The following is a 23,121-nucleotide window of genomic DNA, read 5'->3' as shown; positions in this document are numbered from 1 at the left end:
GTATGACTGAGCTGTCGCAGGTGTCGGTGACGGCACTCAAGGGTGTCGGTGAGGCCATGGCCGAGAAATTGGCCAAGGTCGGCCTGGAAAACCTCCAGGACGTGCTGTTCCACTTGCCCCTGCGTTATCAGGACCGCACCCGCGTGGTGCCCATCGGCCAACTGCGCCCGGGGCAGGATGCGGTGGTCGAAGGCACCGTCAGCGGCGCCGACGTGGTGATGGGCAAGCGCCGCAGCCTGGTGGTGCGCCTGCAGGACGGCACTGGCGGCCTGAGCCTGCGCTTCTATCATTTCAGCAACGCACAAAAGGAAGGACTCAAGCGCGGGACCCGCGTGCGCTGCTACGGCGAAGCGCGCCCTGGCGCCTCCGGGCTGGAAATCTATCACCCGGAATACCGCGCCATCACCGGCGACGAACCACCGCCGGTGGACACCACCCTCACGCCCATCTACCCGCTCACCGAAGGCCTCACCCAACAGCGCCTGCGCCAGTTGTGCATGCAGACGCTGACGATGCTCGGCCCCCAGAGCCTGCCCGACTGGCTGCCCCTGGAGCTGGCCCGCGACTATCAACTGGCGCCCTTGGCCGATGCGATTCGCTACCTGCATCACCCACCGGCCGATGCCGATGTCGACGAACTCGCCCTCGGCCATCACTGGGCCCAGCATCGCCTGGCCTTTGAAGAACTGCTGACTCACCAACTGTCCCAGCAACGCCTGCGCGAAAGCATGCGCTCCCTGCGCGCGCCGGCGATGCCCAAGGCCACGCGCCTGCCTGCGCAGTACCTGGCCAACCTGGGCTTTGCGCCGACCGGTGCGCAACAGCGCGTGGGCAACGAAATCGCCTACGACCTCAGCCAGCACGAACCCATGCTGCGTCTGATCCAGGGTGACGTGGGCGCAGGCAAAACTGTGGTCGCCGCCCTCGCCGCCCTGCAGGCGCTGGAAGCCGGTTACCAGGTGGCGCTGATGGCGCCTACCGAGATCCTCGCCGAACAGCACTTCATCACCTTCAAGCGCTGGCTCGAGCCCCTGGGCCTGGAAGTCGCCTGGCTGGCCGGCAAGCTCAAGGGCAAGGTGCGCGCAGCTGCGCTTGAGCAGATTGCCAACGGCGCGCCGATGGTGGTGGGCACCCACGCGCTGTTCCAGGACGAAGTGCAGTTCAAGAACCTGGCGCTGGTCATCATCGACGAACAGCACCGCTTCGGCGTGCAGCAACGCCTGGCATTGCGCCAGAAAGGCGTGGGCGGACGCCTGAACCCGCACCAGTTGATCATGACCGCCACGCCGATCCCGCGCACCCTGGCCATGAGCGCCTACGCCGACCTCGACACCTCAATCCTCGACGAACTGCCGCCCGGCCGTACGCCGGTCAACACCGTGCTGGTCACCGACACGCGGCGCGTAGAGGTGATCGAACGCGTGCGCGGCGCCTGCGCCGAAGGGCGCCAGGCCTATTGGGTGTGCACGCTGATTGAAGAGTCCGAAGAACTGACCTGCCAGGCCGCCGAGACCACCTTCGAGGACCTCACCAGCGCCCTCGGTGAGCTCAAGGTCGGGTTGATCCACGGCCGCATGAAACCGGCGGAAAAAGCCGCGGTAATGGCCGAGTTCAAGGCCGGCAACCTGCAACTGCTGGTCGCCACCACCGTGATCGAGGTAGGTGTGGACGTGCCCAACGCCAGCCTGATGATCATCGAAAACCCCGAGCGCCTGGGACTGGCGCAACTGCACCAGCTGCGCGGCCGCGTGGGCCGGGGCAGCGCCGCCAGCCATTGCGTGCTGCTGTACCACCCGCCGCTGTCGCAGATCGGTCGTCAGCGTCTGGGCATCATGCGCGAAACCAACGACGGTTTTGTGATTGCCGAAAAAGACCTCGAACTGCGCGGCCCCGGCGAAATGCTCGGCACCCGCCAGACCGGCCTGCTGCAGTTCAAGGTCGCCGACTTGATGCGCGACGCCGACCTGCTGCCCGCCGTGCGCGATGCGGCGCAAGCGCTGCTGGAGCGCTGGCCCGAGCACGTCAGCCCGCTGCTGGACCGCTGGCTGCGCCACGGGCAGCAATACGGCCAAGTGTGACGGCTGGCGCACTTATCCAACCCTCACGCGTAACAAGCTGGTTATACTTCGGTGACTGTACGAATTTGGATCAGGCCATGTCAGAAGTCGCCCTCGCCACCGCCCCACTGACCGCCCCGTCGGTTGTTCAGGCGCTGCTCGCAAAACTTGCCATTCCCTACACGGAAGTCGCCGAACACGCTGGCCTGAACCCCGCGCGAAAGGTCCAGGCAGTCTTGTTGGAAGACGCGGTGGGCGCCCTCATGGTGCTGTTCCCCCAGAACCAGTTGCTCGACCTCAACCGCCTCGCCGAACTCACCGGCCGGCGCCTGACGGCCGTGGAGCCGGACCGCGTCAAGCGCATGCTCAGCAAGCACGAGCTGAATCTGCTGCCAGGCCTGCCGCCACTGACCAGTTCCCCCTGCCTGTATGAAGGCAGCCTGCTGAACGAGCCCAGCTTGCTGGTGCATTCGGGCGAAGCCGGTTTGCTGTTGGACATTCCCACCGACGCCTTCAAGGCCCTGCTCACCAAGGCCAGCGCCGCGCAGTTCGGTGAGCCCTTGCGCAATATCCGTCCCAACCTGGACCGCCCCAACGACGACCGCGAGGAAATCACCCAGGCAATGCAGGCGTTTACTGCCCGCCGGATCCAGCAACGCCTGGAAGCGACCATCGAAATCCCGCCGCTGGCCGACACCGCGCAGAAGATCATCAAACTGCGCGTCGACCCCAATGCCACCATCGATGACATCACCGGCGTAGTCGAAACCGACCCGGCCCTGGCCGCCCAGGTCGTCAGCTGGGCCGCATCGCCCTACTACGCCTCGCCGGGCAAGATTCGCTCGGTGGAAGACGCCATCGTGCGCGTGCTGGGCTTCGACCTGGTGATCAACCTCGCGCTGGGCCTGGCCCTCGGCAAGACCTTGAGCCTGCCCAAGGACAACCCGCACCAGGCCACACCGTACTGGCACCAGTCGATCTACACCGCCGCCGTCATCGAAGGCCTGACCCGCGCCATGCCGCGCGCCCAGCGTCCGGAAGCGGGCCTCACGTACCTGGCCGGCCTGCTGCACAACTTCGGTTATCTGCTGCTGGCCCACGTGTTCCCGCCGCACTTCTCACTGATCTGCCGACACCTGGAAGTCAACCCGCACCTGTGCCACAGCTATGTGGAGCAACACTTGCTGGGCATCAGCCGCGAACAGATCGGCGCCTGGCTGATGCGCTTCTGGGACATGCCGGACGAACTGTCCACCGCGCTGCGCTTCCAGCACGATCCAACCTATGACGGGCAGTACGCCGAATACCCGAACCTGGTGTGCCTGGCCGTGCGCCTGCTGCGCAGCCGGGGCGTGGGCTCCGGGCCGGATGAGGCGATTCCGGATGCGCTGCTGGCGCGGCTGGGGCTGAGCCGCGAAAAAGCGGAAGAGGTGGTGGGCAAGGTGCTGGATGCCGAGGTGCTGTTGCGCGAGCTGGCTTCTCAGTTCAGCCAGGGATAACGCTGACGACTGTCAGAAAGCTATCGCAGGCAAGCCAGCTCCCACAGGGGATCGTATTCCAAGGCTGGAGCCCGGTTGACTGTGGGAGCTGGCTTGCCTGCGATGAATTCAACTCGGTCTGCCTGAAACCCTACTTCTTTTTCTTCGGCCTCAAATACTTGGTCAACCCCTGGAACCAGATCACCAGCGCCGGGTTGCCCTTGATCTGGATCGATTTGTCCTGAATCCCCGTCATGAATGCCAGTTGCTTGTTCTTCGCCTGCATCGTGGCAAAGCCGTAGGCGGCATCCTTGAACGCGATCGCAAACGCCGGCGCCGGGTGCACACCCGAGCGGCTGGTAATGCGCTGGTTCTTGACGATGAAGTGACGGGCAACCTTGCCGTCGAGGGTCTGCAACTGGAACGCCAGGTCTTTATCGCCCAGCTGTTGCTGAAAGGCAGGATTGGTGCGGCTGGCTTTGCCCATCATCAGGCCCAGCACCCACAGCAGGAGACGAAATTTCATGCACACGGCCTCGGTGTAATTATTGAGTGGCCGCAGCAGTTTAACGAATTGCCAAAAGAACGCCACCGATCTGGCGCATTAGCGGAAGATCGGCTGGCGTTTGACGCTTATAGCAGCATGTTACTTAAACAGCAGGGCAAGGCACCGGCGCCCAGTCGGCCAGGTTCGGATCACGGCAGGTGCCTTCGATCTGAGTTTTACCGGCGTTGGCCACTTGCTTGCTTTCAGCCTGCTTGGCCTGAACGGTCTGGATGCTCTTCTCGGTCGTTACCGCTTCCTTCGGCACCACCGGCAGCGGAGGACGCTTGGTCACGGCTTTGCCGCCGGTTTTTTTCTTGCCCGAGGCCACCGCAGGGGTCGTTGTATCGGCGGTCGCTACTGTCACCACGTCGTTACGCTGCACACCCACTTGCTGCAGGTCTTTTTCGTAAGCCTGGGTGTAGTTGTTCAGGTCTTCGCTGGCCTTGCCGTTGACTGCAACGATCAGGTCATTGGATTCCTTCAAGCCCGATACGATTTCCGCCAGGCGCTTGCGGCCTTCGGTGTCGTTGACGGTCTTGGCCTTGCGGTCGGCCACCAGCTTGGTGAATGCACTCTGGTAGCACTGCTGCGAAGCCTTGGCGTAGGCGGTGCTGCGGTCGATGTCGGCGGCGCTTTTGTTGAAGTCGGTCGAGTACGACGCGATGCGCTGGTTGTCATCGCTGATCTGCTTCTGGCGTTCGGTGTAGTAACCCGCGGCGCCCCCGGCCAGAGCGCCGCCCGCTGCGCCGATGGCGGCGTTACGGCCACGCTTTTCCTTGTCGCCGGTCAGGGCGCCCAACAGTGCACCGCCGGCGGCGCCGATGGCTGCACCCGTGACCACAGACCGGGTCATGTTCGAGTCGGTGGCACGCAAGTGCTGCACCGGCTCGTAGCAGTTGGGGTAGTACTCGACCTTGGTGGTGGACGCGACTTTGCCAGCCGGCGAGGTGGCGCAACCGGTGAGGACCGTGCTGAAACCGGCCGCGATCAGCAGCAGGTGACGCTTGGAGACCGCCTTACGGGAAAAAAGCATAGGTTGTGTTCTCTTTTAAGTTTGACATGCCCAGCACGGCCCAACGCCGCCTGAGTCCCTTCCAAGCTCGCTGCAACCAACGGTCAAGACCGCTGACCGCTCGCTGCGAGCAATTCCTTCAAGATCGCCGCCGGGTCGGCCCGCTGTTGCTTGCGGTAGTTGCCGACATGGCGAACGAACAGTGTTGCGCGCGTCACCAGGCTCTTGCCGAGCACTGGCTTGCGATCCAACTCTTCCTTGATCCGTTGAAACTGCGCCTGGATCACCGCATCGGTGTAACGCGTACCGGTCGCCAGGTTATCGATGTAGATCGCCACCGCGCCGTCGAGCGCGCTGCGGCCATTGCTGATGGCCATGGCCAACAGCTCGGCGCTGGCGGTGTCCTTGTTGTCCAGTGCCTGCTGACGGCTCTTCTGCAGGTTGGCCAGGCGAATGTTGTAGTTGCTGATGGTCTCGGCCACCAGCGCCGCCGACTGAATCAGGTTGCCCGCCGCTTCCTCGCGTTGCTGGGCGATCAACGAGACATTGCGCTTGAGCTCTTCGTTGACCAGCCCCAATTCGGCTTGCAGCTTGGGATCGACACTGGTGGCGATGATGCTGTCCAGGCGCTTGGTCGGGTCCTGGGCGTCGTCGATGGCGTCGGTCAGCGAGGCCAGGCGACCTTCTTTTTGCCACTGCGCAAACAGCTCCTTGTAGCGTGAACGCGGCGCCGACAGCGCGCCAATCGCTACGCGAAACCCCGTGGTCTCGTTGCTTTGCTCGGTGCCATCGGCGGCGAACAGCGGGTATTCGCGGCGCATCCCGGTAAACAGCGTGCCCTCGCCCTCCAGGTAATTGCCGCCCTTGACCACAAAGCCACCGTAAGTGCCCTGGCGACGGCCGGCGTGCACCAGCTGGAAGGATTCCTGGACCATTTCCGCCGCGTTGCCAATCACATCGAACATACCGATGGGGTTGGGCAACTTGGTGCCGATGGGCATCAACCGCGCAGCCTGGCCGGTGCCGCCGGCAACCTGGTTGAACACCGCCCAGTCGGCCAGCGGGCCATCACTTTCGCTGCCTTCCAGGCGACGCGGGAACAGCCGCCCTTCCAGGTCCTGGCGACTCACCGCCTGACCACCGCGCGCGGCGAACTCCCACTCCACTTCGGTCGGCAGGCGCACAAAACCCAGGCCGCCGTCTTCAGCCGAGCTGCCGCGACCGCTTACCGGCAGCAGGTCTCGGTAGTATTTCATCAGCCAGGCGCTGTACACCGCCGAGAAGCGCTCGGCCTCAAAGCGTGACAGCCTGACCTTGGGCAAACGCCCGGCCATGCCGCTGGGCGCATCGCACGCGGGCGCCGGCTCGCCGCTGGCCAGGGACTGCGCCTGGGCCATGACCTGGGCGTATTGGCGCGCGGTCACTTCGTATTTGCCGATGAAATAGAGCATCGGCTTGAGCGGGGTCTTGGCGTCGGTCTTGGGCATCAACGGCGCGATAACCTTGTTCCAGTCCTGCGGCAAATCCTTGAGGGTGAACTGGCCGTTGATGAAGTCGCGGCGGTAGCCGGAAATAAACGATTGCTGGTAACCCGCCTCGCCTTCGGCAAAGGGATAGCCCAGGCTGATCTCGCGGTCGTCGAGGGTGCCCTGGGCCAGCACGTAGGCGTAGCGGAACACCATGTTGCCGTCGCAGGGCAGCGGCAGGCTAACGTCGTCCGGCAACGGTTTTGGATTGTCGAGCTTGTCGCTTGCCTCATCGGCCCAGGCCAGCGAGGCCAGGCTCAGCGCCACGCAGGCGCCCAGTAACTTATACATCTCTGATTCCTTCAGAAGCCTGGATACGTGCCACTCGCCAACCACCACAAACCGCCGCCACGGCGCTCACGCCCAGTACGGCCAGCAGTGCCACGCCGTAATGCCGCGCCAGCAGGTGGCTGGCATGTTCGCCCGGCACCTGCACGAACAACCGATTCAAGCCTGTCTCGGCCAGGCCATACAGCCCGGCACTGAGCACGGCGGCAATGCCTGCGCTGTACAGCGCCTGCACTGTCACAAACAACAACAGCGCGCCGGTGGAAAAGCCCAACAGGCGCAACACCGATAGTTCGCGCTGCTTGCGCGCCACCGCCGCCAGCGCACCGGCAAGCATCGCTGCAAACGCACCCGCCAGGGCCAACCCGGCGATGATCCAGAATACGATCGACAGGTTGCGGCTTAACGACTGCACCTGGGCGATGGTATTTGCCTGGGTCGATACCAACAGGTTCTGCCCGGCGAAATACACCCGCAGCGGCTCCACATCGGCGAGGCTGCGCGCGTACAGGCGAAAGGCCGGATACACCCGCTGCTCACTCACGCCCACCGCCTCGCCATCCCAACCCAGCGCCGGCACCGCACGACCATCGCGATAATCTTCCGCCGCTTCCAGCAAGCCCAAATCGGCGAACAAGGCGTCACGGGCGAAGGCTTCCAGCGGCAGCACCGCCAGCACTTGCACCCGTGTGCGCTGTTCTTCCACACGCCCCGCTATCTGACGGGCGAAGCGGGTTTCCAACAGGTCCCCCGGCCGCGCCGCGAGCTTCTCGGCGGCGGTATGGCTCAACACGATCTGGCCCAGGCCTTTCGGCAGGGGTAAACCATCCAACAATGGATCACCCGCTGCCGTCGGCAGCATTTCCAGCACCTGTGCGCCCACCTGCGCCGTCGCCGCAATCTGCCGCGTACGTGGAATGGCAAACGACACATCGGGGCGCTGGCCGAGCTGCTCGATCAATGCGCTGCTGAATCGACCACCGCCCAGCGTAATAATTTCACGGGTGGCGGGGTCGGTCTCCAGGCGTTCGGTCAAACTGCTGACCAGTCCAAATTTCAGGCCGAACAACACCAGCAACGGGGCGATCACCGCCACCAGCGCCAGCACCGAACAGGCCGACAGCCAGGCGTCCTTGCGGTAGTCCTGCCAGGCGAGCGAGGTCACCAGAGCGATACGCATCAGCAGGCCTCCCCGAGCGTTGCGGTAACGCCGCCATCGGCATCGCGCCGGCAACTGATGCGACACACCGGCAAGCCGCTGGCGCGGGCCAGGGGTTCGTCGTGGGTGGCGATCACGCAGGCGGCGCGCTGTTCACGGGCCCGGTCCAGCAGCGCCTGCATCACCCGCTCGGCGTTCAGCGGGTCCAGCGAAGCGGTGGGCTCGTCCGCCAGCACCAATTGCGGCGCATGGGCCAGCGCGCGCGCGCAGCTCACCCGTTGGCGCTGGCCCACCGACAGCGCAGCGGGCGGCTTGCCCAACTGGTCGACGATGCCCAGTTGCTCGGCCAAACGCGCCACGCTGCCATCGTCCTTGAGCCCCAGCAGTTGCCGGGGCAAAGCGATATTGCCGCGCACATCGAGAAACCCCAGCAGGCCGCCGGTCTGCAGCACATAGCCCAGGTGCCGGCTGCGCAGCGCGGCCAGGGCCGTTTGCCGATCGGCGCGCCACAGCCCGCCGATGTCCTGTTGATGAAACTCAAACTGGCCCGCCTGATCCGGCGCCAGCACCAGCGCCAGCAGATCCAGCAAGGTGCTTTTGCCACAGCCGCTGGGGCCGACGATCGCCACCTGCTCACCCGCACGCAACGCCAGCGCCGGAATCACCAGGCTGTAGCGCTGGCTGCCGACGCCCCGGCTCTTGTGCACCGCGCAAAGGTTGAGCATCACGGCAGCGTCGACAAAGGCACGCGGTACAACGCATCGCCCGGCTCGGCATCGCCGAATCGAACCCAGTTGGCCACATCATTGTGGAAGGTTTCGTAGAGGCGGATTTTCGAATCCAGCTCGTCGATAAAGTCTTCCTGCTCGGCCACGCTCAACGACAACCACAAGTCCTGGGTCATGTTCAGCGACTTGCTGCGGTACGGCAGGCCCTCCAGGTATTCGCCAAGAATGCCTCCGTCGGCCAGGTTGCCGCCCTTGCGCAGGGCTTGCGGGTCGCGGCTCATGTAGGCCGAGGCGCTGGCGATTTCCTGGAAGAAGTCTTTAGGCGAGGTCTGGGTTTTGCGCGCCGCATCGACGACCAGTTTCAGCGACTGTTGCAGGTCGTTGAGCTGCAACTTGGTCAGCATCACGCACACCTGAAACGCCGGCAGCGCCGGGTTGGTGAGGTCACGGTCGGCGGTCCATGCACTCACCAGTTGCGGTGCCTGGCTCGCGGTCTTGCGGCCCAGGAAATCCATGTGCATCGCATAACCGACGGCCGCCGACTTGTCCGCCAGGCTCGGTGCGGCGCCCAGCAATGGCACCGGCTGCGGCGTGTTGCTGCGCACCTGGTGCACCAGGTTGGCGAACACCGTGCCGATCTCATCCACGCGCTCGCCGAGCTTGTGCACGTCGCCACCCGGCACCGGCGTATACAGGTCGCCGATCTTCGGGTTGGCGTCAGCCGTGAGGATGCGGTACTGGCTCTCGGCGCCGGCATGGGTTTTCTTGCCGGCATCGGTGCGCAGGTGCAAGGCGTAGATCTTGATCTGCTTGCCCAGCGCGGCCTGGCGCACTTCGGCTTCGTTCATCTGCGTGGCGGCGAACGGATCGTTCTTGCGCAGTGCGCCCGCATCGGTCACCAGCAGGATGATACGCCCGCCATAGCCGGACCAATCCATGCCTTCCACCGCCTGCATCACCCCGGCAAACGCGTCTTCGTTGAACGAATGGCTCGATACCGTGGACGCCTTGACCTGGCGTGCCATGTCGAGAAACCGCTGCGGGTCACGCCCCTGGTCGAGGCTGATCAGGGTCTTGGCCACGTATTCCAGGCCGGGGGTTTTCTTGATGCTGTTGCGAAAGCCCACCAGGCCGAAGCTGACGCTGTCCAGCTCGCCGCGCTCGGCGATGCGGGTTTGCAGCTCGTGCACCACGTCGCGGATCTGGTCGATGTAGGGCTGCATCGACACGGTCGTATCCACCACCATCACCACAGCCGTGCGGAAGGCATCGGCGTTGACCGCAGGCGCGGCGGGCCTCGCCACGGCGCTGCTGCCGGGGTCGATGGACGCCACGTTGAGCAACTGCACCGGCTGGCCGTTTTCGTCGAAGCTCTCTTTGGAATCGAAGATCGGCAACAGGTAGAACTGGTTCTGCGGCACGGCGCTGGCGGCAGGCTCAAGAGCCAGCACCTGTTGATTGTCATCGCTGTTTTTCTGCGCGTTGGCCAGGGCATTTTTCGCGGCGGACGGGTCCGCCAGCAGCTTTTCCACCTCGCCGGACTGGCGCAGGAACATCACCGGTGCACGGCCCGAACGTTCGGTGAACTTGAGCACCAGGCTCTGTTTCCAGTCGCTGACCTGGGAAGCCGGCAACCAACCGTCGCTGCGCCCATCGGTGGCGGCGCCAACGCGCACCCAGGGCTGAACGCCGACCGCCTTGCGTTGGTACACGTAGAGCACGGAGAACGCCGGCAGCGCCTTGCCGGATGCACCGCCTGCTTCGCTTGCCAGTTTTGCTCCGGGCTTGCTGAGTACGCGCTGGAACAGGGTCTTTTTGCCAGCCATCAACAGCGGGCGCTGGCCGCCATCCACCTCGGCCACCGCCGCAGGTGGCGTGACGGCCTTGGGCACTGCGGCCGCCGGCGGCCTGGCCGGCTCATCACTGCCGCTCAACCACCAGAAACTCGCGCCGCCAATGGCCAGCGCCACGGCAACCGCCACGGCGGCCAGGGCCAATACCGGCCCACGGCGCTGTTCGGACACCGCGCGATGCTGGGTCGGCGTCACCACCGGCTGGCGCACCACTTGCGGCTGCAGCCTGGCGGTCGGGATCTCGATGGACTCGGGTGTGATGCCCGCCAGGTCGAAACTCATCGGCATCGGCAGCGGCCGCACCAGGGTGGCCTCCGGGGAGTCCATCGGCAGTTGATCGAGCGCAACCAGCAACGCCGCCGCATCCGCGAACCGCTCGGCCGGGTCCTTGGCCAGCAGCTTGCGCAGTACACCTTGGTAACGCCCGTGGTGCACCGGTAATTCCGGCAACGGTTCGGTGAGGTGCGCCAGCGCCGTGGAGAGTGCGTCGGTACCGTTGTAGGGTAGCTTGCCGACGAGGATTTCGTAGAGCACCACGCCCAGCGCGTAAAGGTCGGCGCGGCCATCGATCTCCTGGCCCCGCGCCTGTTCCGGGCTCATGTAGCTCGGCGTGCCCACGGCAAACCCGGCCTGGGTGAACTGGGTGCGGTCGTCGAGGGACTTGGCGATGCCGAAGTCCGACAACACCGCCGTGCCGTCGGCGCGAAACAGGATGTTCGCCGGTTTGACATCACGGTGCACCAGGCCCTGGGCATGGGCATACCCCAACGCCGAGGCGATCTGACGGATCAGCGTCACCCCCTGCTGCGGCGTCATGCCGGCGGCGATGCGCTCCTTGAGCGTGCCGTTGGGCAGGTATTCCATGGCCATGTAATACAGCTCACCGACATTGCCGATGTCATGGATGGTCACGGTGTGCGGGTGCGACAGCCGCGCCAGGGTCTTGCCCTCGCGCAGAAAGCGCTCGCAGAAACTCGGATCAGCCGCCAGCGCCGCCGCCATCACTTTCAGGGCGACCTTGCGCTCCAGCGAGCGCTGGGTTGCCAGGTACACGCTGGCCATGGCGCCTTCGCCAATCTCGCCGTCGATGTCGTAACCGGGGATCAGGATGTTCATGCCGATACCTTCACGACAATGGCGGTGATGTTGTCCGGCGCGCCCCGGTTGAGCCCCAGGTGCACCAGGCTGCGCACGATTTCATCGGGTGCGTTGTGACCGAGCACGTCGCGGATTTCATGGTCTTCGACGGTCTTGGTCAGGCCGTCGCTGCACAACAGGTAGCTGTCGCCGGGAGCGATCAAAAGCTCGACCGCCGCCAGGTTCAACTGGGCCTCCACGCCCACGGCGCGGGTGACGATATTGGCGCGCGGATGTGTGCGGGCATCGGCTTCGCTGAGCAGGCCGCTGTCCTGCAGATCCTGCACGTAGCTGTGGTCACGGGAGATACTGTCGAGCACGCCGTCGCGCAGGCGATACAGGCGACTGTCGCCAGCCCACAGGCACACGCCGCGCAGGCCACGGGCGGCGAGCACCACCACGGTGCTGCCCATCAGGCTGACGCCACGGTTGGCGGTTTCTTCACGCACTGCCGTGTTGATGCGGACCAGGTCGTTGCGCAGCGCAGCCGTATATTCGTCGAGGGAACGGCCCATCGCCACACTGCGCAGGCTGTCGACGATCAGGCTGCTGACATAGTCGCCGGCCGCATGCCCGCCCATGCCGTCGGCCACCACCCACAGGCGGTTTTCCGGCAGGTCCAGGCACGCGTCTTCATTGACCTGGCGCACCATGCCCACATGGCTTTTGCTCGCGGATTTGTACGTCGCCCCCATCTACACCACACCTTCTTGTCCGAGCAAAAATTGCGCAAAATCGCCGGTGGCAGGCAGGCCCTGGCACCGTAATAACCCGGGAGCGATCCGCTGCGAACCACGGCCCCACCAGAGGCTGGCACCCTCGCAGGCCTGTTCGGCCAGCGCGGCCAGTCGCCCATGAGGCAAGGTGGCGGCCATCCGTTGCAGGCCGGCGAAACGGCTGTCGACCGCACGCGGTTCGGTCGCCGGTACGCCAAGCCGGTCGAGCCCTGCGTTGAAACCTTCGAACGTGGCACCCGCATCCAGGGTGCTCAGCAACAGCTCTTCGGCCTGTTCGAACCAGGCATCCGGCCCGCCCACCAGCGAGGCCGGGTTGGTGTCGTGATCGAGCAAGGCCACCACCGCTAGCGGGAAATAGCGCCCCACCCGATCAATGCTGGGCATCACCACACCCGCCGCTGCATCCGGCCCGCATACGCCCGGCGCCAGCACAAAGCGCCACAACGGGCTGACCAGATACACATTGAGCCAGTCGCCGCCCAGGCTGTTCTGGCTGGCGAGCAGGCCCGCCGCCAGCCAGCTGTCCCACGGGCCGACAAAACTCTGGGGCAAGGTACGGCTGACAAAATCGCCACGGCTGGCCAACTTGCCGTAGAAACCCAGGGTCGTCATAGCCGCTCCGGCAGGCTGAAGCCACTGAGTACGCGGCTTTTGAACGGGTTGAACGCACTGTTGGCGCGCAGTTCGTAGGCGATGCTCGCACCGTCAACCCGCAGGCGCAGGTTGAAACGGTCCGGCGAGTTGCCTGCGGTAAGGTCTGATTGCTCCAGCAGGCGGAACCAGGCCCACGGGCCGTCCAGGGTCACACCGGAACGGCCACTGGCCGACGGCGGCATGATGGAAATACGCACCACGCCAATGCTGCCGGGGTTGGGCCATTGCATGGCGACCGGACGACTCGGGCCGTGGTCGTAGCTCAATTGCTGGCCGTCGAGGTCGAGCAGAAATTGGGTGATGGTCGGGTCCATCGACACCGGCTTGAGCTCAAAGCGCACGATGGGCTGGGTGCCCCCGGCGCGGAAAAACGCATCACGAATCGCCGCCGCACGCTGGAAGGTTTGCAGCACGCCCGGCGCAATGCCGAGCTTCTGCGCCGCGCCCGGCTGCCAGCGCCAGGTCTGGCTCGATGTATCCACGTAAGGCTGCAGGTACTTGCGAAAGTAGTTGTCCATCACCCCGCCCACGCCGAAGAACTGGCCGAAGTCATCCAGGGTCGCGTCACGCGCGCTGCCCGGCGACATCGGGTAGCGCCCGGCCAATGACTGGCGGTACACATTGACCACCTCGCTGACCCAGGCCGCGTTCAGCTGGTTACGCACCCCGCCCATCATGCTGTTGGTGGTAGCGTTGACCACCGACTTGACCATGCCCTGCACCAGCGGCGGCTGACGCTCGGCATTCAGGCTGACCCGCGTGGCCGCAGCGGCCGCCTGGTTCTTCGCCTCGCCCAGCAGCGCATCGCCACTGGCGCCAACCATCGCACTGACCTGCACATACAGCGCGTTCATGTCCGCGAGCAGGCCGTCGATGGCAGCCGGTTCACCTTCGTTCTTGCTGACGATGCTGTTGAGCTGGGCAAAATGCGCGGTCACTGGATCATCCGCCGCCGCCGGGGCATTGGCGGCCGGCTGTTCCTGGCCGAGCAGACTGCCCAGGCGCTCCTTGAGCTTGTCGACGCCGCCTTCTACCGGTACGCCCTTGGCCACCAGCTGACGCTCTTCGGCTTGCAGGTCGGTTTCCCTGGCCACCGCCACCAGCAGTTTTTTCAGTGGCGACGTCGGCCCGGAGATCACCCGCAGCACATCCGCCGCCTGGGCCACGCTGGTGATCGGTACGAAGTCGATATCCGCAAGCAACGCATCCCACTGGCGCTGGTAATCCTGGAAGTACAGACGGCGCACGTCGGCGGCCAGGCTCACCACGTTCTGTTGATCGGCCGGTTCATTGCCCAGCACCCATTGCTCTTCAGCCAGGGTGCCGGTCTGGTTCAGGCTGCTCAGCAGGAACGCCTGACGGTAGCCCTTGGCGGTGAAAAAGCCGCTCAATGGCTCGCCCAGTGGCTTGCCGCTCTTGCGGCTGAACACCAGCGCAGCATCTCGTCCGGCTGCCTCGCTAAGGCGAAAGTCGGGTATGCCGTCGGGCAGTTTCTGGCGCTTGACCCGGTCATACACGCGCTGGGCCACCGGCAGTTGCTGCAACTGGCGGCGCAGGTCGTCGATCAAACGCGGGTCCAGTCGCGCATTCGGCGGATGGCGGTCGAACAGCGCCTGTAAATGCCCGATCAGCGCCTGGCGCTGATCGGCCGGCAGGTCTCGCGGCAGGTTGCGGTCCCAGTCCAGCGCGATCCAGGCCTTGATGAAATCTGCGTCGTAATGCTCGCTGTCGGCCAGCATCAGGTAGGCCTTGAGGCCTTCGTAGAGGAAATCCGAATTGCCGCCGCCGTGCAGTTGCTCTTCGATGCGCGTCACCAGACGGGGCGCAAACACGGCGATCAGCAGCTTGCGGTAGACGCTGGCGGATTCGGCTTCGAGCATGTCGCCCTGATACAGCCCCAGCCCCTCGGACCAACCGGGCGAGTCGCCCGCCAGGTTCTTCACCGCACTGAGCAGCGGCAACACGGCGAGCACGTCGCGCTGTGCCGGGCTGAGGTTCTGCACGGTCTGGCCCAGGGGCGTGACCTTCTGGTCAACTTGGGCGATGTAGGCCTGATTGGCGCAATAGCTCACCCACCACAGGCCGCTGACGACCACCACCAGCGCCACGGTGGCCGCCAGCACACCGCGTGCAATCCATTTGCGCCGCCGCTCGACCTTCGGGTTCACGCCGACCAGTCCGCGCTCGGCAAACGCCACGGCGGTGAACAGTTTTTCGATGAAGTAACTGCGCCCGGTGCCGCTCTGGCGTGCCAGGTGCTGGCGGTCCAGGTTCATGCTCTGGGCCATCGCACCGATCAGGCGATCGATCGGGCTGCCTTCCTGGGTGCCGCTGGTGAAGTACACACCGCGCAGCAACACGCGCTCTTCGAACGCATTGGGCTTGAACACGCCTTCGAGGAAGCTTTGCAGGCAATCCTTCAGCGCGCCGAACTGCTGCGGGAAGCCGTAGATGAGATCGCGCCGTGCCGGGTCGCGTTCCTGTTGCAGGCGCTCCACCAGGCGTTCGTTGAGACGCTGTTCCAGACCGGCAAATTCATTCTGCAGATGGGCCAGCGGGCTGTCGCTGTTCTTTCCATCGTCCAGGGCAAAGGTCATACCCCACACCTGGGCGCGGTCTTCCTTGCTCAGGTTGTCGAAGAACTCCATGAAGCCCGGCACCAGGTCGAGCTTGGTCAGCATCAGGTAGATCGGAAAGCGCACGCCCAATTGGCTGTACAACTCCTGGATACGCAGGCGGATCGCGGCGGCGTGGGCGGCGCGCTCGGCGTCGGTGCCCAGCAGCAAATCCGACAGACTGATGGCGATGAACGCACCGTCGATGGGGCGACGCGAGCGCTGCTTTTTCAGCAGGTCGAGAAAGCCCAGCCAGGCGGCCTTGTCCACCGTCGAGTTGCTGTCCTGGGTGGTGTAGCGGCCGGCGGTGTCGAGCAATACTGCCTGATCGGTAAACCACCAGTCGCAATTGCGCGTACCGCCAACCCCGCGCACCGCGCCAGCGCCAAGTTGGGCGGCCAGCGGAAAGTGCAGGCCGGAATTGACCAGCGCGGTGGTCTTGCCCGAACCCGGCGGGCCGATGATCACGTACCACGGCAGCTCGTAGAGGTTGCGCCGCTCATCACCGCCAAGTTTGGCTTTTTTCAGCAACGCCAACGCTTCGTCCATGCGCTGGCGCAGGGTCGACAATTCCTCGGCAGTGGCCAGGCTGTTGGGATCGGCCGGGGTGTCGGCCGCGAGGCTGCGCAGCACTTCGGCGGCCTGCCGGCGGGCCTGGACGATGCGCCACACGCGGTAGGCGACCCATACCGCGAACACCAGGATGATCAGCGCCCAACGGCGTCCTTCCGGCACCAGTACGTCGAGCAACGGCCCGACAAACCAGATGATCAGGCTCAGGGCGATCAGGCCCAGCAGCGGGATCACCCAGCGAATCATGAAACTGAAAAACGCCTTCACTCGACGCCCTCCGCCAATACAGTGATTTCAACCCGGCGATTGCGGGCACGGCCTTCTGCGGTCGCGTTGGTCGCCAGCGGTTCGGTGTCGCTGCGGCCTTCGGCGCTGAAGCGCTCGGCCTGGCCGGTCTTGGCGGCGAGAATCTCCAGCACCGACCTGGCCCGCGCTTCGGACAACGCCCAGTTGGACGGGAAGCGCAGCGTGGCAATCGGGCGGTTGTCGCTGTGACCGGTAACCCGCACCTGGCCCTTGACCTTGCGGATGGCGTCGGCAATGCGCAGCATCAACGGCTGGTAGTTGTCGACGATGCTCGCGCTGGCCGAGGCGAACAGCTCGTCACCCTTGATCGTCACCACGGAACGGTCGACCTTGTCTTCCACCGCGACGCGGCCGGCCTTGATGTCTTCGGCCAAAAAGCCCGCCAGGCGGGGTCGTTCGATGACTTTGGGCTGCGCCACCGGCCGGTCGATGGCCTGCACCGGGATCTCGCCCAGGGCGTGGATGTTCTTGAACACCGGCTCCGCGTCCGCGGCCAGCTTCAGGCGCAAACCGAACAGCAAGGCCAGCAATAGCGCGAGACCGATGGCCACGGCGATCCACGGCGGCATGAACTGCGCCAGGCGATCGCGCGCCACGGTCACGCCGCGCCAATGCGGCGACAGCTCGCGCTCATGCTCGCCACGGGCACTGCGAATCGCTGCGGCGGTGCGCTCACGCAGGGCTTCGAGCTGGCTGCGACCGTCGTTCATCACGCGGTAGCGACCCTCGAAACCCAGGCACAGACACAAGTACAAAAGCTCCAGTAGGTACAGGCGTTCCCGTGGGCTTTGCAGGCAGTGGTCGAGCAGTTGGAAAACCTTTTCGCCACCCCAGGCTTCGTTGTGCACAGTGATCAGCAGGCTCTGTTTGCCCCAGTCGCTGGTGCTGCCCCACGGCGTGCTGAGCACGGCCTCGTCGAGGGCGGTGCAGAGCGCGTAACGCGCCAGCAGCACTTCGTTGCGCGGGATGCCAGCGGCTTCTGCGCGCTCTTCGAACTGACGCAGGTAGGCCAGCAACTGCGCGCGCAGGCTGGCCGGCGCCGGGTGGGCGATGGTGTTGCGCAGGCGCGTCAGCAGGGCCAACAGCGGGCCGGCAGCGCTTTCCAGCGGGTTGAGGCCTTGGCTTTTGCCGGTGAGAATCGGCGCCGCCGGCATCGCTAACGGGGCAGGCTCGGCACGCGCAGGTTCCGGCGCGCGGCCACCCGGTCGCGGCATGAACTGGGTGCGGTCATCGTCATTGGGATGCATCGCGGTTTATCCTCGAATCGCCCAGAAGGCCAGGTTCAAGCCCGGGAACTGCCCGGCGATATGGAAGGCGAACCCACCGGAGTTACCCAGTTGCTGCCAGTGTTCGCTGCCACGGTCCAACTCGTAGTAGGTGGAGCCTGCGTGGTACGGCAATTGGCGCGGCGCGACCGGCAGGGGCAACAGGCCGATGCCCGGCAATTGCAGGTTGACCAGATCGCGGATGTGCTCCACCGAACCGACCTTGCTCTGCTGGCCGAAGCGCGCGCGCAGGGTTTCGCCGGGCACATCGGCGCGCACCACGAGGATGAAACTGGCGCTCTCGAGCAGGGTCTTGTCCGCCAGCATGGCGACGTGCACACCGTATGCTTTCTCCACAATCGGGATCGGCGTGGCCTTGCTGTCGATCAGCATCGACAGCGCTTCACGCAGCGCCGCCATCACCGGAGCGAAGCTCAGGGCCAGGTCGTCGTGCTGGTAGTGTGGGTATTCCTGGGGGCGTCGACCCGACGTGGCAAAGGTGGAGAACTCACCGGCCAGGCTCACCAGTTCGCTGAAGAAACGCTCCGGGTGCAGCGGGCTCAGTTGGGTGATGTGCTGGATCAGCGGCTGCGCACGGTTGACCAGTTGCAGCAGCATGAAATCGGCAATCTCCGAGGCACCGCCAGCGCCCGAAGCCACCACGCGACCGGCCAGGGCTTCGCCGCGCTGGTGCAGCAGGCCGAGCAATTCACTGCGAAACGCGCTCAGCGGTTTGCTGGCGGCCACGTCCAGCACCGGCGGGATGTAAGTGTCGTCGAGTACCAAGGCGCGGTCGGCGCGTTTTTCCTTGATGCGCACCAGGCCCACGGCGGCGTAGTCGCTGATGCCATCCTCGGCGGTGAGCAGGCGCAACGCACGCGCGCCTACGGCCACGGGGGCGCGGTTTTCGAACGGTGCGTTATCGTCGCGCACTTCGCGCACCTGGCTCACGTAACGCGCCGCTTCCAGCGCTTCGCCTGCCTCCACCGTGTCCCGCGCACCCGCACGCTTGAGCGGCAAGGCCAGGTACACCAGGCCGTCGCGCAGGTTGTCGTCAATGTTCAGCGGGCTCGGCGCCAGGTCGTCCTGGGGAATATTGAATGGCGTGCCATCGGGCAACAGGCCCCGCGCCGAGACAATCGCCAGCTTGCCCTGGGCCAGCAGGCCCTGGTCGATCAGTAGCTCGGAAAAGCCCCAGGCGCCGGCAGACAGCGGGCGACTGCGGGCATCAATCAGGTTCTCGAGGTAACGGTCATGCTGCTGGAAGTGCTGCGTTCCGATGAACATGCCTTCCGACCAGACCACGCGATTGTTCCAGGACATGGGAGCTCCGATGATTTCTTATTGGGCAGGGCTGGAGGGGGGAGCCACGACATCGGCGCGCACGGCGCGCACATCGAGGCTGATCTGGTGTTCGGTGTTCTGACGCGGCGGCACGTTGACCACCGCGCGCCATTGCGCGCGGTCCAGCTCGCGATAGCCCACCAGCAGGCCGACCTGACGCGTGGCAGGGTCGAGGTCGCGCCGGATGCTCAGTTGCTGGCCGGGCTGGACCATCACTTCGTCCTGGTCCAGCAGGTCGAGACCGAGGGTGGACTGCGCGCGGTCGGCCAGGGCGAAGTAGTCGGAGCGGGCGAAGGTGGCGGCGTTTTTCAGTTCGAAAATGCGCACCCGCACCGGCGCGGCCTGGCCGTTGGCACCGGGGTTGAGCCCGGCAATGGCGTGAAAATGCAATGTGATGGCAGCGCTGTTCGCGTCGGCTTCAGCCGCGCTTTCGGGCTTGGCCGCATGCTGTGCACACGCCGTCAGCAGCAGCGCGGTGGCGGCTGCGAGTAAAAACCTGAAAATCATCCTGTGTCCTCAATGACGTACTTGGCTATCCGTTGAATCCTGGGTCGCGTCGGGTCAGCGACGCTGTCGTGCACTGTGCTCTTCGTAGGCTCGGCTGAACTCGCGGCCGAACAGGTCCTGGAAATCTTCCTGGGCCTCGCGGGAAATGTTGCTGTAAAGCTCGGTGAACTGTTGCCAGTACTGGGCCTGACGCGAGCCGTGGAAAAGACTCGACAGCCCGCCAGGCTTGCCCATGCGTTCTTCCAGCTGCGCTGGTTCAAAGCGCGCCAGCAGGTGCTTGATGGCCGCTTCCACGCCGGCCATCACCGCCAGCTGGTGCGCGCGCAGGTCATCGAAACTCTCGCGCACGGCCACATCCGGCGCCATGAACGCTTGGTTGCCATGACGCAGCAACAGCAGTAACGCTTCGTCGGCATTCGGGGCAAATTTCAACGGATTGTTTTCGGCGGGCTGGATCATGGTCTGTTGCATGCGGAACTCGCCTTTGAGGCTGGCGCGGGCACGCAACACATCGATCAGGCCTTCGACCATCAGCCGGTAGCTGCGGCCGATGCTTTCCATCTGAGCGCAGGCATAGGCGTTGTCCAGGCGCAGCTGATCGAGGCCGGCGCCGCGCAGGAAGGCTTGCAAAAGGTCCGGTTGGGGCTGGGCGCTGACCACGGGGAGCGCGGGCTCGACCACAGGTGGCGCAGCGATGACGGGTGCGGGCGGCGGTGGCGCATCGCCGAGCAGGTCCCAGTCTTCGGGAATCACCGCAGCTGACGCTCCTGGCGTTTCGACAATCGGCGCGGCGACGGGCGCGGGTGGGCGGAAATCGTGCTGTTCGGACGGCACATGATCTGCCACGGTCGGCGGCGGCACGGCGGCGGGGCCAAGAAAGTCGAACAGGTCCGGCAGGGTGTCCATCGACGAGGCACCCTGGAACTGCGGTGCAATCGCCGGCGTGGCCTGGGGCGTGTTCGCAACGGCGCCCATCAACGCTTCGAAGCTGTTCGGCGAGTCACCGGCAAAGGCTTGGCTATCAATGGTTTGCACAGTGAAATCGATGCGCGCCTGGATTTCGTAATCACCGATGCGGATCAACTCGCCGTCCTGTAACGGCTCGCTGTTACCCCGGCGCATGCGAATACCGGCGTTAACCAATTCCACGCCATTGGTGCTGTTATCCGTTAAATAATAACGGCCATCCTTGTATTGAATAACGCAATGTTGTGAAGAGACCAGACGCTCTGGATCGGGCAATACCCAGTCGTTTTCCGAACTGCGGCCGATCGCCATCGAGCCCTGATCAATGGACTTTTCGGGGCACTGCCCAGGGGTGATCTTGTGATAACTAGTAATAGTCAAACACAGCGACATCTTGCCTCCTTGCTGATACTTCGCGCGCAGTCGATTTCCGGGACAGCGTTTCCCGAGATTCCCCCCTTCGGGTCGTGCAACCGACCTTTGGAACCTGCTTTTGTCAGCATGATCGCTGATCTTAACCGGGCTCTGTGACAAAAATCCTGCGCGGGTCCTTCACTCGACCCGCCAGTCGCGCAGGTTGTTAAGCACCGCACATCTGTCACAGAGAGCGAATAGCTTACCTTGACAAGGCGTAACTACTACACCAAAAATGCACAACTTCTTGCATAGACGTGATGTCACATTAGTGGCATGCGATTTATATGACAAAGAAACCATGCAAAGTTCCTCGCGCAACTAATGCATGAATTGCTCGCCCTCCCGCGGGCTGATAGGGAGATCAATTTCAGTGGATGTGCCGTTGCTGCTCACCGCCGTTTCCGCGAACTCGCCATGTGGCGAAGACATGGAATATGACGCGCAATTTCTCCAACTGGAACGTGATGCCAAGGGCCAGCCCGAGCGCAGCATGGGCGACTCCATTCTGCCCGCCGAACCGCCGGATTGGCGCAGCATCCAGCAGCAAAGCCTCGACTTGCTGCAGCGCAGCAAAGACCTGCGCATCACCCACTTTCTGCTGCAAAGCACCCTCGCCCTCCAGGGTGTCGCGGGGCTGGCCGACGTTCTCACGCTGATCGACGCGCTGCTGCGCCAATACTGGGCCGAGCTGCACCCGCGCCTGGATGCCGACGACGACAACGACCCAACCGTGCGCATCAACGCCCTTTCCGGCCTGGCCAGCGACACCACCATCCGCCTGCTGCGCGAAAGCATTCTCACGCGCTCGCGCACCTTCGGCCCGGTGAGCCTGCGCGCCGCGCTCAATGCCAGCGGGCTGTTGAGCTTTCCTGATGAAGCACTCGGCGCGCAGCAACTCAACGCCGCGTTCCTCGACAGCGATCCCGACCAGTTGCAAGCCACCCGCGACGCCCTCAGCGCGGCGCGTGCAGCCTGCGAAGCCATCGAACAACAGGTCAACGACCAGGTCGGTTCCGCCCAGGGCGTGGACCTCAGCGCCTTGAAGCAGCCGCTCAAACAGGCGTTGCACCTGCTCAATCAAGCGGTGCCCGGCACCGACAGCAGCCGCGAACCCGAGGCCGTCAGTGACGACAATGCCCCCTCGGTCGACTTCGCCGCAGCCCCCGCCGCACCGCGTCCGGCTGCCGATATCGCCAGCCGCGATGACGTGCTGCGCAGCCTCGACAAGATCCTTGCGTATTACACCCGGCACGAACCTTCAAGCCCGTTGCCGGTGCTGTTGAACCGCGCGAAGAATCTGGTGCACGCCGATTTCGCGGCCATCGTGCGCAATCTGATTCCCGACGGCATGTCCCAATTTGAAAACCTGCGCGGCCCGGACGGCGAGTAAGCCGCCGGACTGTGCAGTAACAACACCGTCGCTCAAGCGACCAGGAGCAGCAACGTGGCGAAGCAAAGTTCTCAGAAGTTCATCGCGCGCAACCGCGCGCCTCGGGTGCAGATCGAGTACGACGTCGAGCTTTACGGCGCCGAGAAAAAGGTCCAGCTGCCCTTCGTGATGGGCGTGATGGCCGACCTCGCCGGCAAGCCTGCCGAGCCTCTGGCGGCGGTCGCCGACCGCAAGTTCCTCGAAGTGGACGTCGACAACTTCGACTCGCGTCTCAAGGCCATGCAGCCGCGCGTGGCGTTCCATGTCCCCAACGAATTGACCGGCGAAGGCAACCTGAGCCTGGACATCACCTTCGAAAGCATGGACGACTTCAGCCCCGCCGCCGTGGCGCGCAAGGTCGACTCGCTGAACCAACTGCTCGAAGCCCGCACCCAACTGGCCAACCTGCTGACCTACATGGACGGCAAGACCGGCGCTGAAGAAATCATCATGAAGGCGATCAAGGACCCGGCACTGCTCCAGGCACTTGCCAGCGCGCCGAAGCCTGCAGGGGATCAGTAAT

The 23,121-nt window shown here is 64.6% G+C and carries 17 protein-coding genes; 4 read left to right on the top strand and 13 right to left on the bottom strand.

Translation table 11 applies throughout. The features are described 5' to 3' along the window. Positions 1 to 2: 2 nt before the first annotated feature. Together recG and TU75_RS11920 are read left to right on the top strand one after the other, a co-directional pair. The gene (gene recG, locus TU75_RS11925; protein WP_060549043.1) at positions 3 to 2,078 is read left to right on the top strand and encodes an ATP-dependent DNA helicase RecG; all 2,076 of its coding nucleotides are present in this window, start codon (positions 3 to 5) and stop codon (positions 2,076 to 2,078) included. Positions 2,079 to 2,155: 77 nt separating this feature from the next. Further along, entirely contained in the window at positions 2,156 to 3,556 is a 1,401-nt protein-coding gene (locus TU75_RS11920; RefSeq protein ID WP_003231657.1) for an aminoacyl-tRNA deacylase and HDOD domain-containing protein, read from the top strand. A 130-nt stretch (positions 3,557 to 3,686) separates the two neighbouring features. Here TU75_RS11920 and TU75_RS11915 read toward each other — a convergent pair whose 3' ends face one another. The 13 genes from TU75_RS11915 to tagH form a co-directional block, all read right to left on the bottom strand. Next, positions 3,687 to 4,061: a hypothetical protein gene (locus TU75_RS11915; RefSeq protein WP_003231659.1), complete on the bottom strand. Its 375-nt coding sequence runs from the start codon at positions 4,059 to 4,061 to the stop codon at positions 3,687 to 3,689. Positions 4,062 to 4,185: 124 nt separating this feature from the next. Then, on the bottom strand, positions 4,186 to 5,115 hold the full coding sequence (gene tagQ, locus TU75_RS11910; protein ID WP_060549042.1) for a type VI secretion system-associated lipoprotein TagQ: 930 nt from the start codon (positions 5,113 to 5,115) through the stop codon (positions 4,186 to 4,188). A gap of 83 nt (positions 5,116 to 5,198) precedes the next feature. Next, entirely contained in the window at positions 5,199 to 6,911 is a 1,713-nt protein-coding gene (locus TU75_RS11905; RefSeq protein WP_060549041.1) for a formylglycine-generating enzyme family protein, read from the bottom strand. Beyond that, positions 6,904 to 8,088, bottom strand: coding sequence for an ABC transporter permease family protein (locus TU75_RS11900; RefSeq protein ID WP_060549040.1), 1,185 nt, complete (start codon positions 8,086 to 8,088; stop codon positions 6,904 to 6,906). The genes TU75_RS11905 and TU75_RS11900 overlap by 8 nt, the downstream gene beginning before the upstream one ends. After that, complete coding sequence (locus tag TU75_RS11895; protein WP_003231667.1) at positions 8,088 to 8,792, bottom strand: ABC transporter ATP-binding protein; 705 nt, start codon at positions 8,790 to 8,792, stop codon at positions 8,088 to 8,090. The genes TU75_RS11900 and TU75_RS11895 overlap by 1 nt, the downstream gene beginning before the upstream one ends. Further along, complete coding sequence (locus tag TU75_RS11890; protein WP_060549039.1) at positions 8,792 to 11,764, bottom strand: serine/threonine-protein kinase; 2,973 nt, start codon at positions 11,762 to 11,764, stop codon at positions 8,792 to 8,794. Before TU75_RS11890 ends, TU75_RS11895 begins: the two co-directional genes overlap by 1 nt. Continuing rightward, positions 11,761 to 12,480 (bottom strand): PP2C family protein-serine/threonine phosphatase, encoded by a 720-nt coding sequence (locus TU75_RS11885; RefSeq protein WP_003231672.1) that lies wholly within the window; start codon positions 12,478 to 12,480, stop codon positions 11,761 to 11,763. Before TU75_RS11885 ends, TU75_RS11890 begins: the two co-directional genes overlap by 4 nt. Next, positions 12,481 to 13,134, bottom strand: a complete 654-nt coding sequence (gene tagF, locus TU75_RS11880; protein WP_060549038.1) for a type VI secretion system-associated protein TagF — start codon at positions 13,132 to 13,134, stop codon at positions 12,481 to 12,483. Then, a complete protein-coding gene (gene tssM, locus TU75_RS11875; protein WP_060549037.1) occupies positions 13,131 to 16,631 on the bottom strand; it encodes a type VI secretion system membrane subunit TssM in 3,501 nt (1,166 codons plus the stop codon). Before tssM ends, tagF begins: the two co-directional genes overlap by 4 nt. Then, positions 16,628 to 17,917, bottom strand: coding sequence for a DotU family type VI secretion system protein (locus TU75_RS11870; protein ID WP_060549036.1), 1,290 nt, complete (start codon positions 17,915 to 17,917; stop codon positions 16,628 to 16,630). The genes tssM and TU75_RS11870 overlap by 4 nt, the downstream gene beginning before the upstream one ends. Positions 17,918 to 17,923: 6 nt before the next feature. Next, positions 17,924 to 19,258 carry a type VI secretion system baseplate subunit TssK gene (tssK, locus tag TU75_RS11865; RefSeq protein WP_060549035.1) on the bottom strand — a complete coding sequence of 445 codons (1,335 nt, stop codon included), beginning with the start codon at positions 19,256 to 19,258 and terminating at the stop codon, positions 17,924 to 17,926. 18 nt (positions 19,259 to 19,276) lie between these two features. Then, the gene (gene tssJ / locus TU75_RS11860) at positions 19,277 to 19,786 is read right to left on the bottom strand and encodes a type VI secretion system lipoprotein TssJ (RefSeq protein ID WP_015373306.1); all 510 of its coding nucleotides are present in this window, start codon (positions 19,784 to 19,786) and stop codon (positions 19,277 to 19,279) included. Between the two features lie 54 nt (positions 19,787 to 19,840). Beyond that, positions 19,841 to 21,145 (bottom strand): type VI secretion system-associated FHA domain protein TagH, encoded by a 1,305-nt coding sequence (gene tagH / locus TU75_RS11855; RefSeq protein WP_060549034.1) that lies wholly within the window; start codon positions 21,143 to 21,145, stop codon positions 19,841 to 19,843. A gap of 394 nt (positions 21,146 to 21,539) precedes the next feature. Here tagH and tssA point away from each other — a divergent pair, with 394 nt between their 5' ends. Both tssA and tssB read left to right on the top strand, forming a co-directional pair. Beyond that, on the top strand, positions 21,540 to 22,559 hold the full coding sequence (tssA, locus tag TU75_RS11850) for a type VI secretion system protein TssA (RefSeq protein ID WP_060549033.1): 1,020 nt from the start codon (positions 21,540 to 21,542) through the stop codon (positions 22,557 to 22,559). A gap of 54 nt (positions 22,560 to 22,613) precedes the next feature. Next, a complete protein-coding gene (gene tssB / locus TU75_RS11845; RefSeq protein ID WP_003231688.1) occupies positions 22,614 to 23,120 on the top strand; it encodes a type VI secretion system contractile sheath small subunit in 507 nt (168 codons plus the stop codon). Position 23,121 lies beyond the last annotated feature (1 nt).

Origin of the sequence: Pseudomonas poae (assembly GCF_001439785.1) — a bacterium.
In the GTDB taxonomy this organism is placed as follows: Bacteria; Pseudomonadota; Gammaproteobacteria; order Pseudomonadales; family Pseudomonadaceae; genus Aquipseudomonas; species Aquipseudomonas poae.
This window is presented reverse-complemented; position numbering and strand designations above follow the sequence as displayed.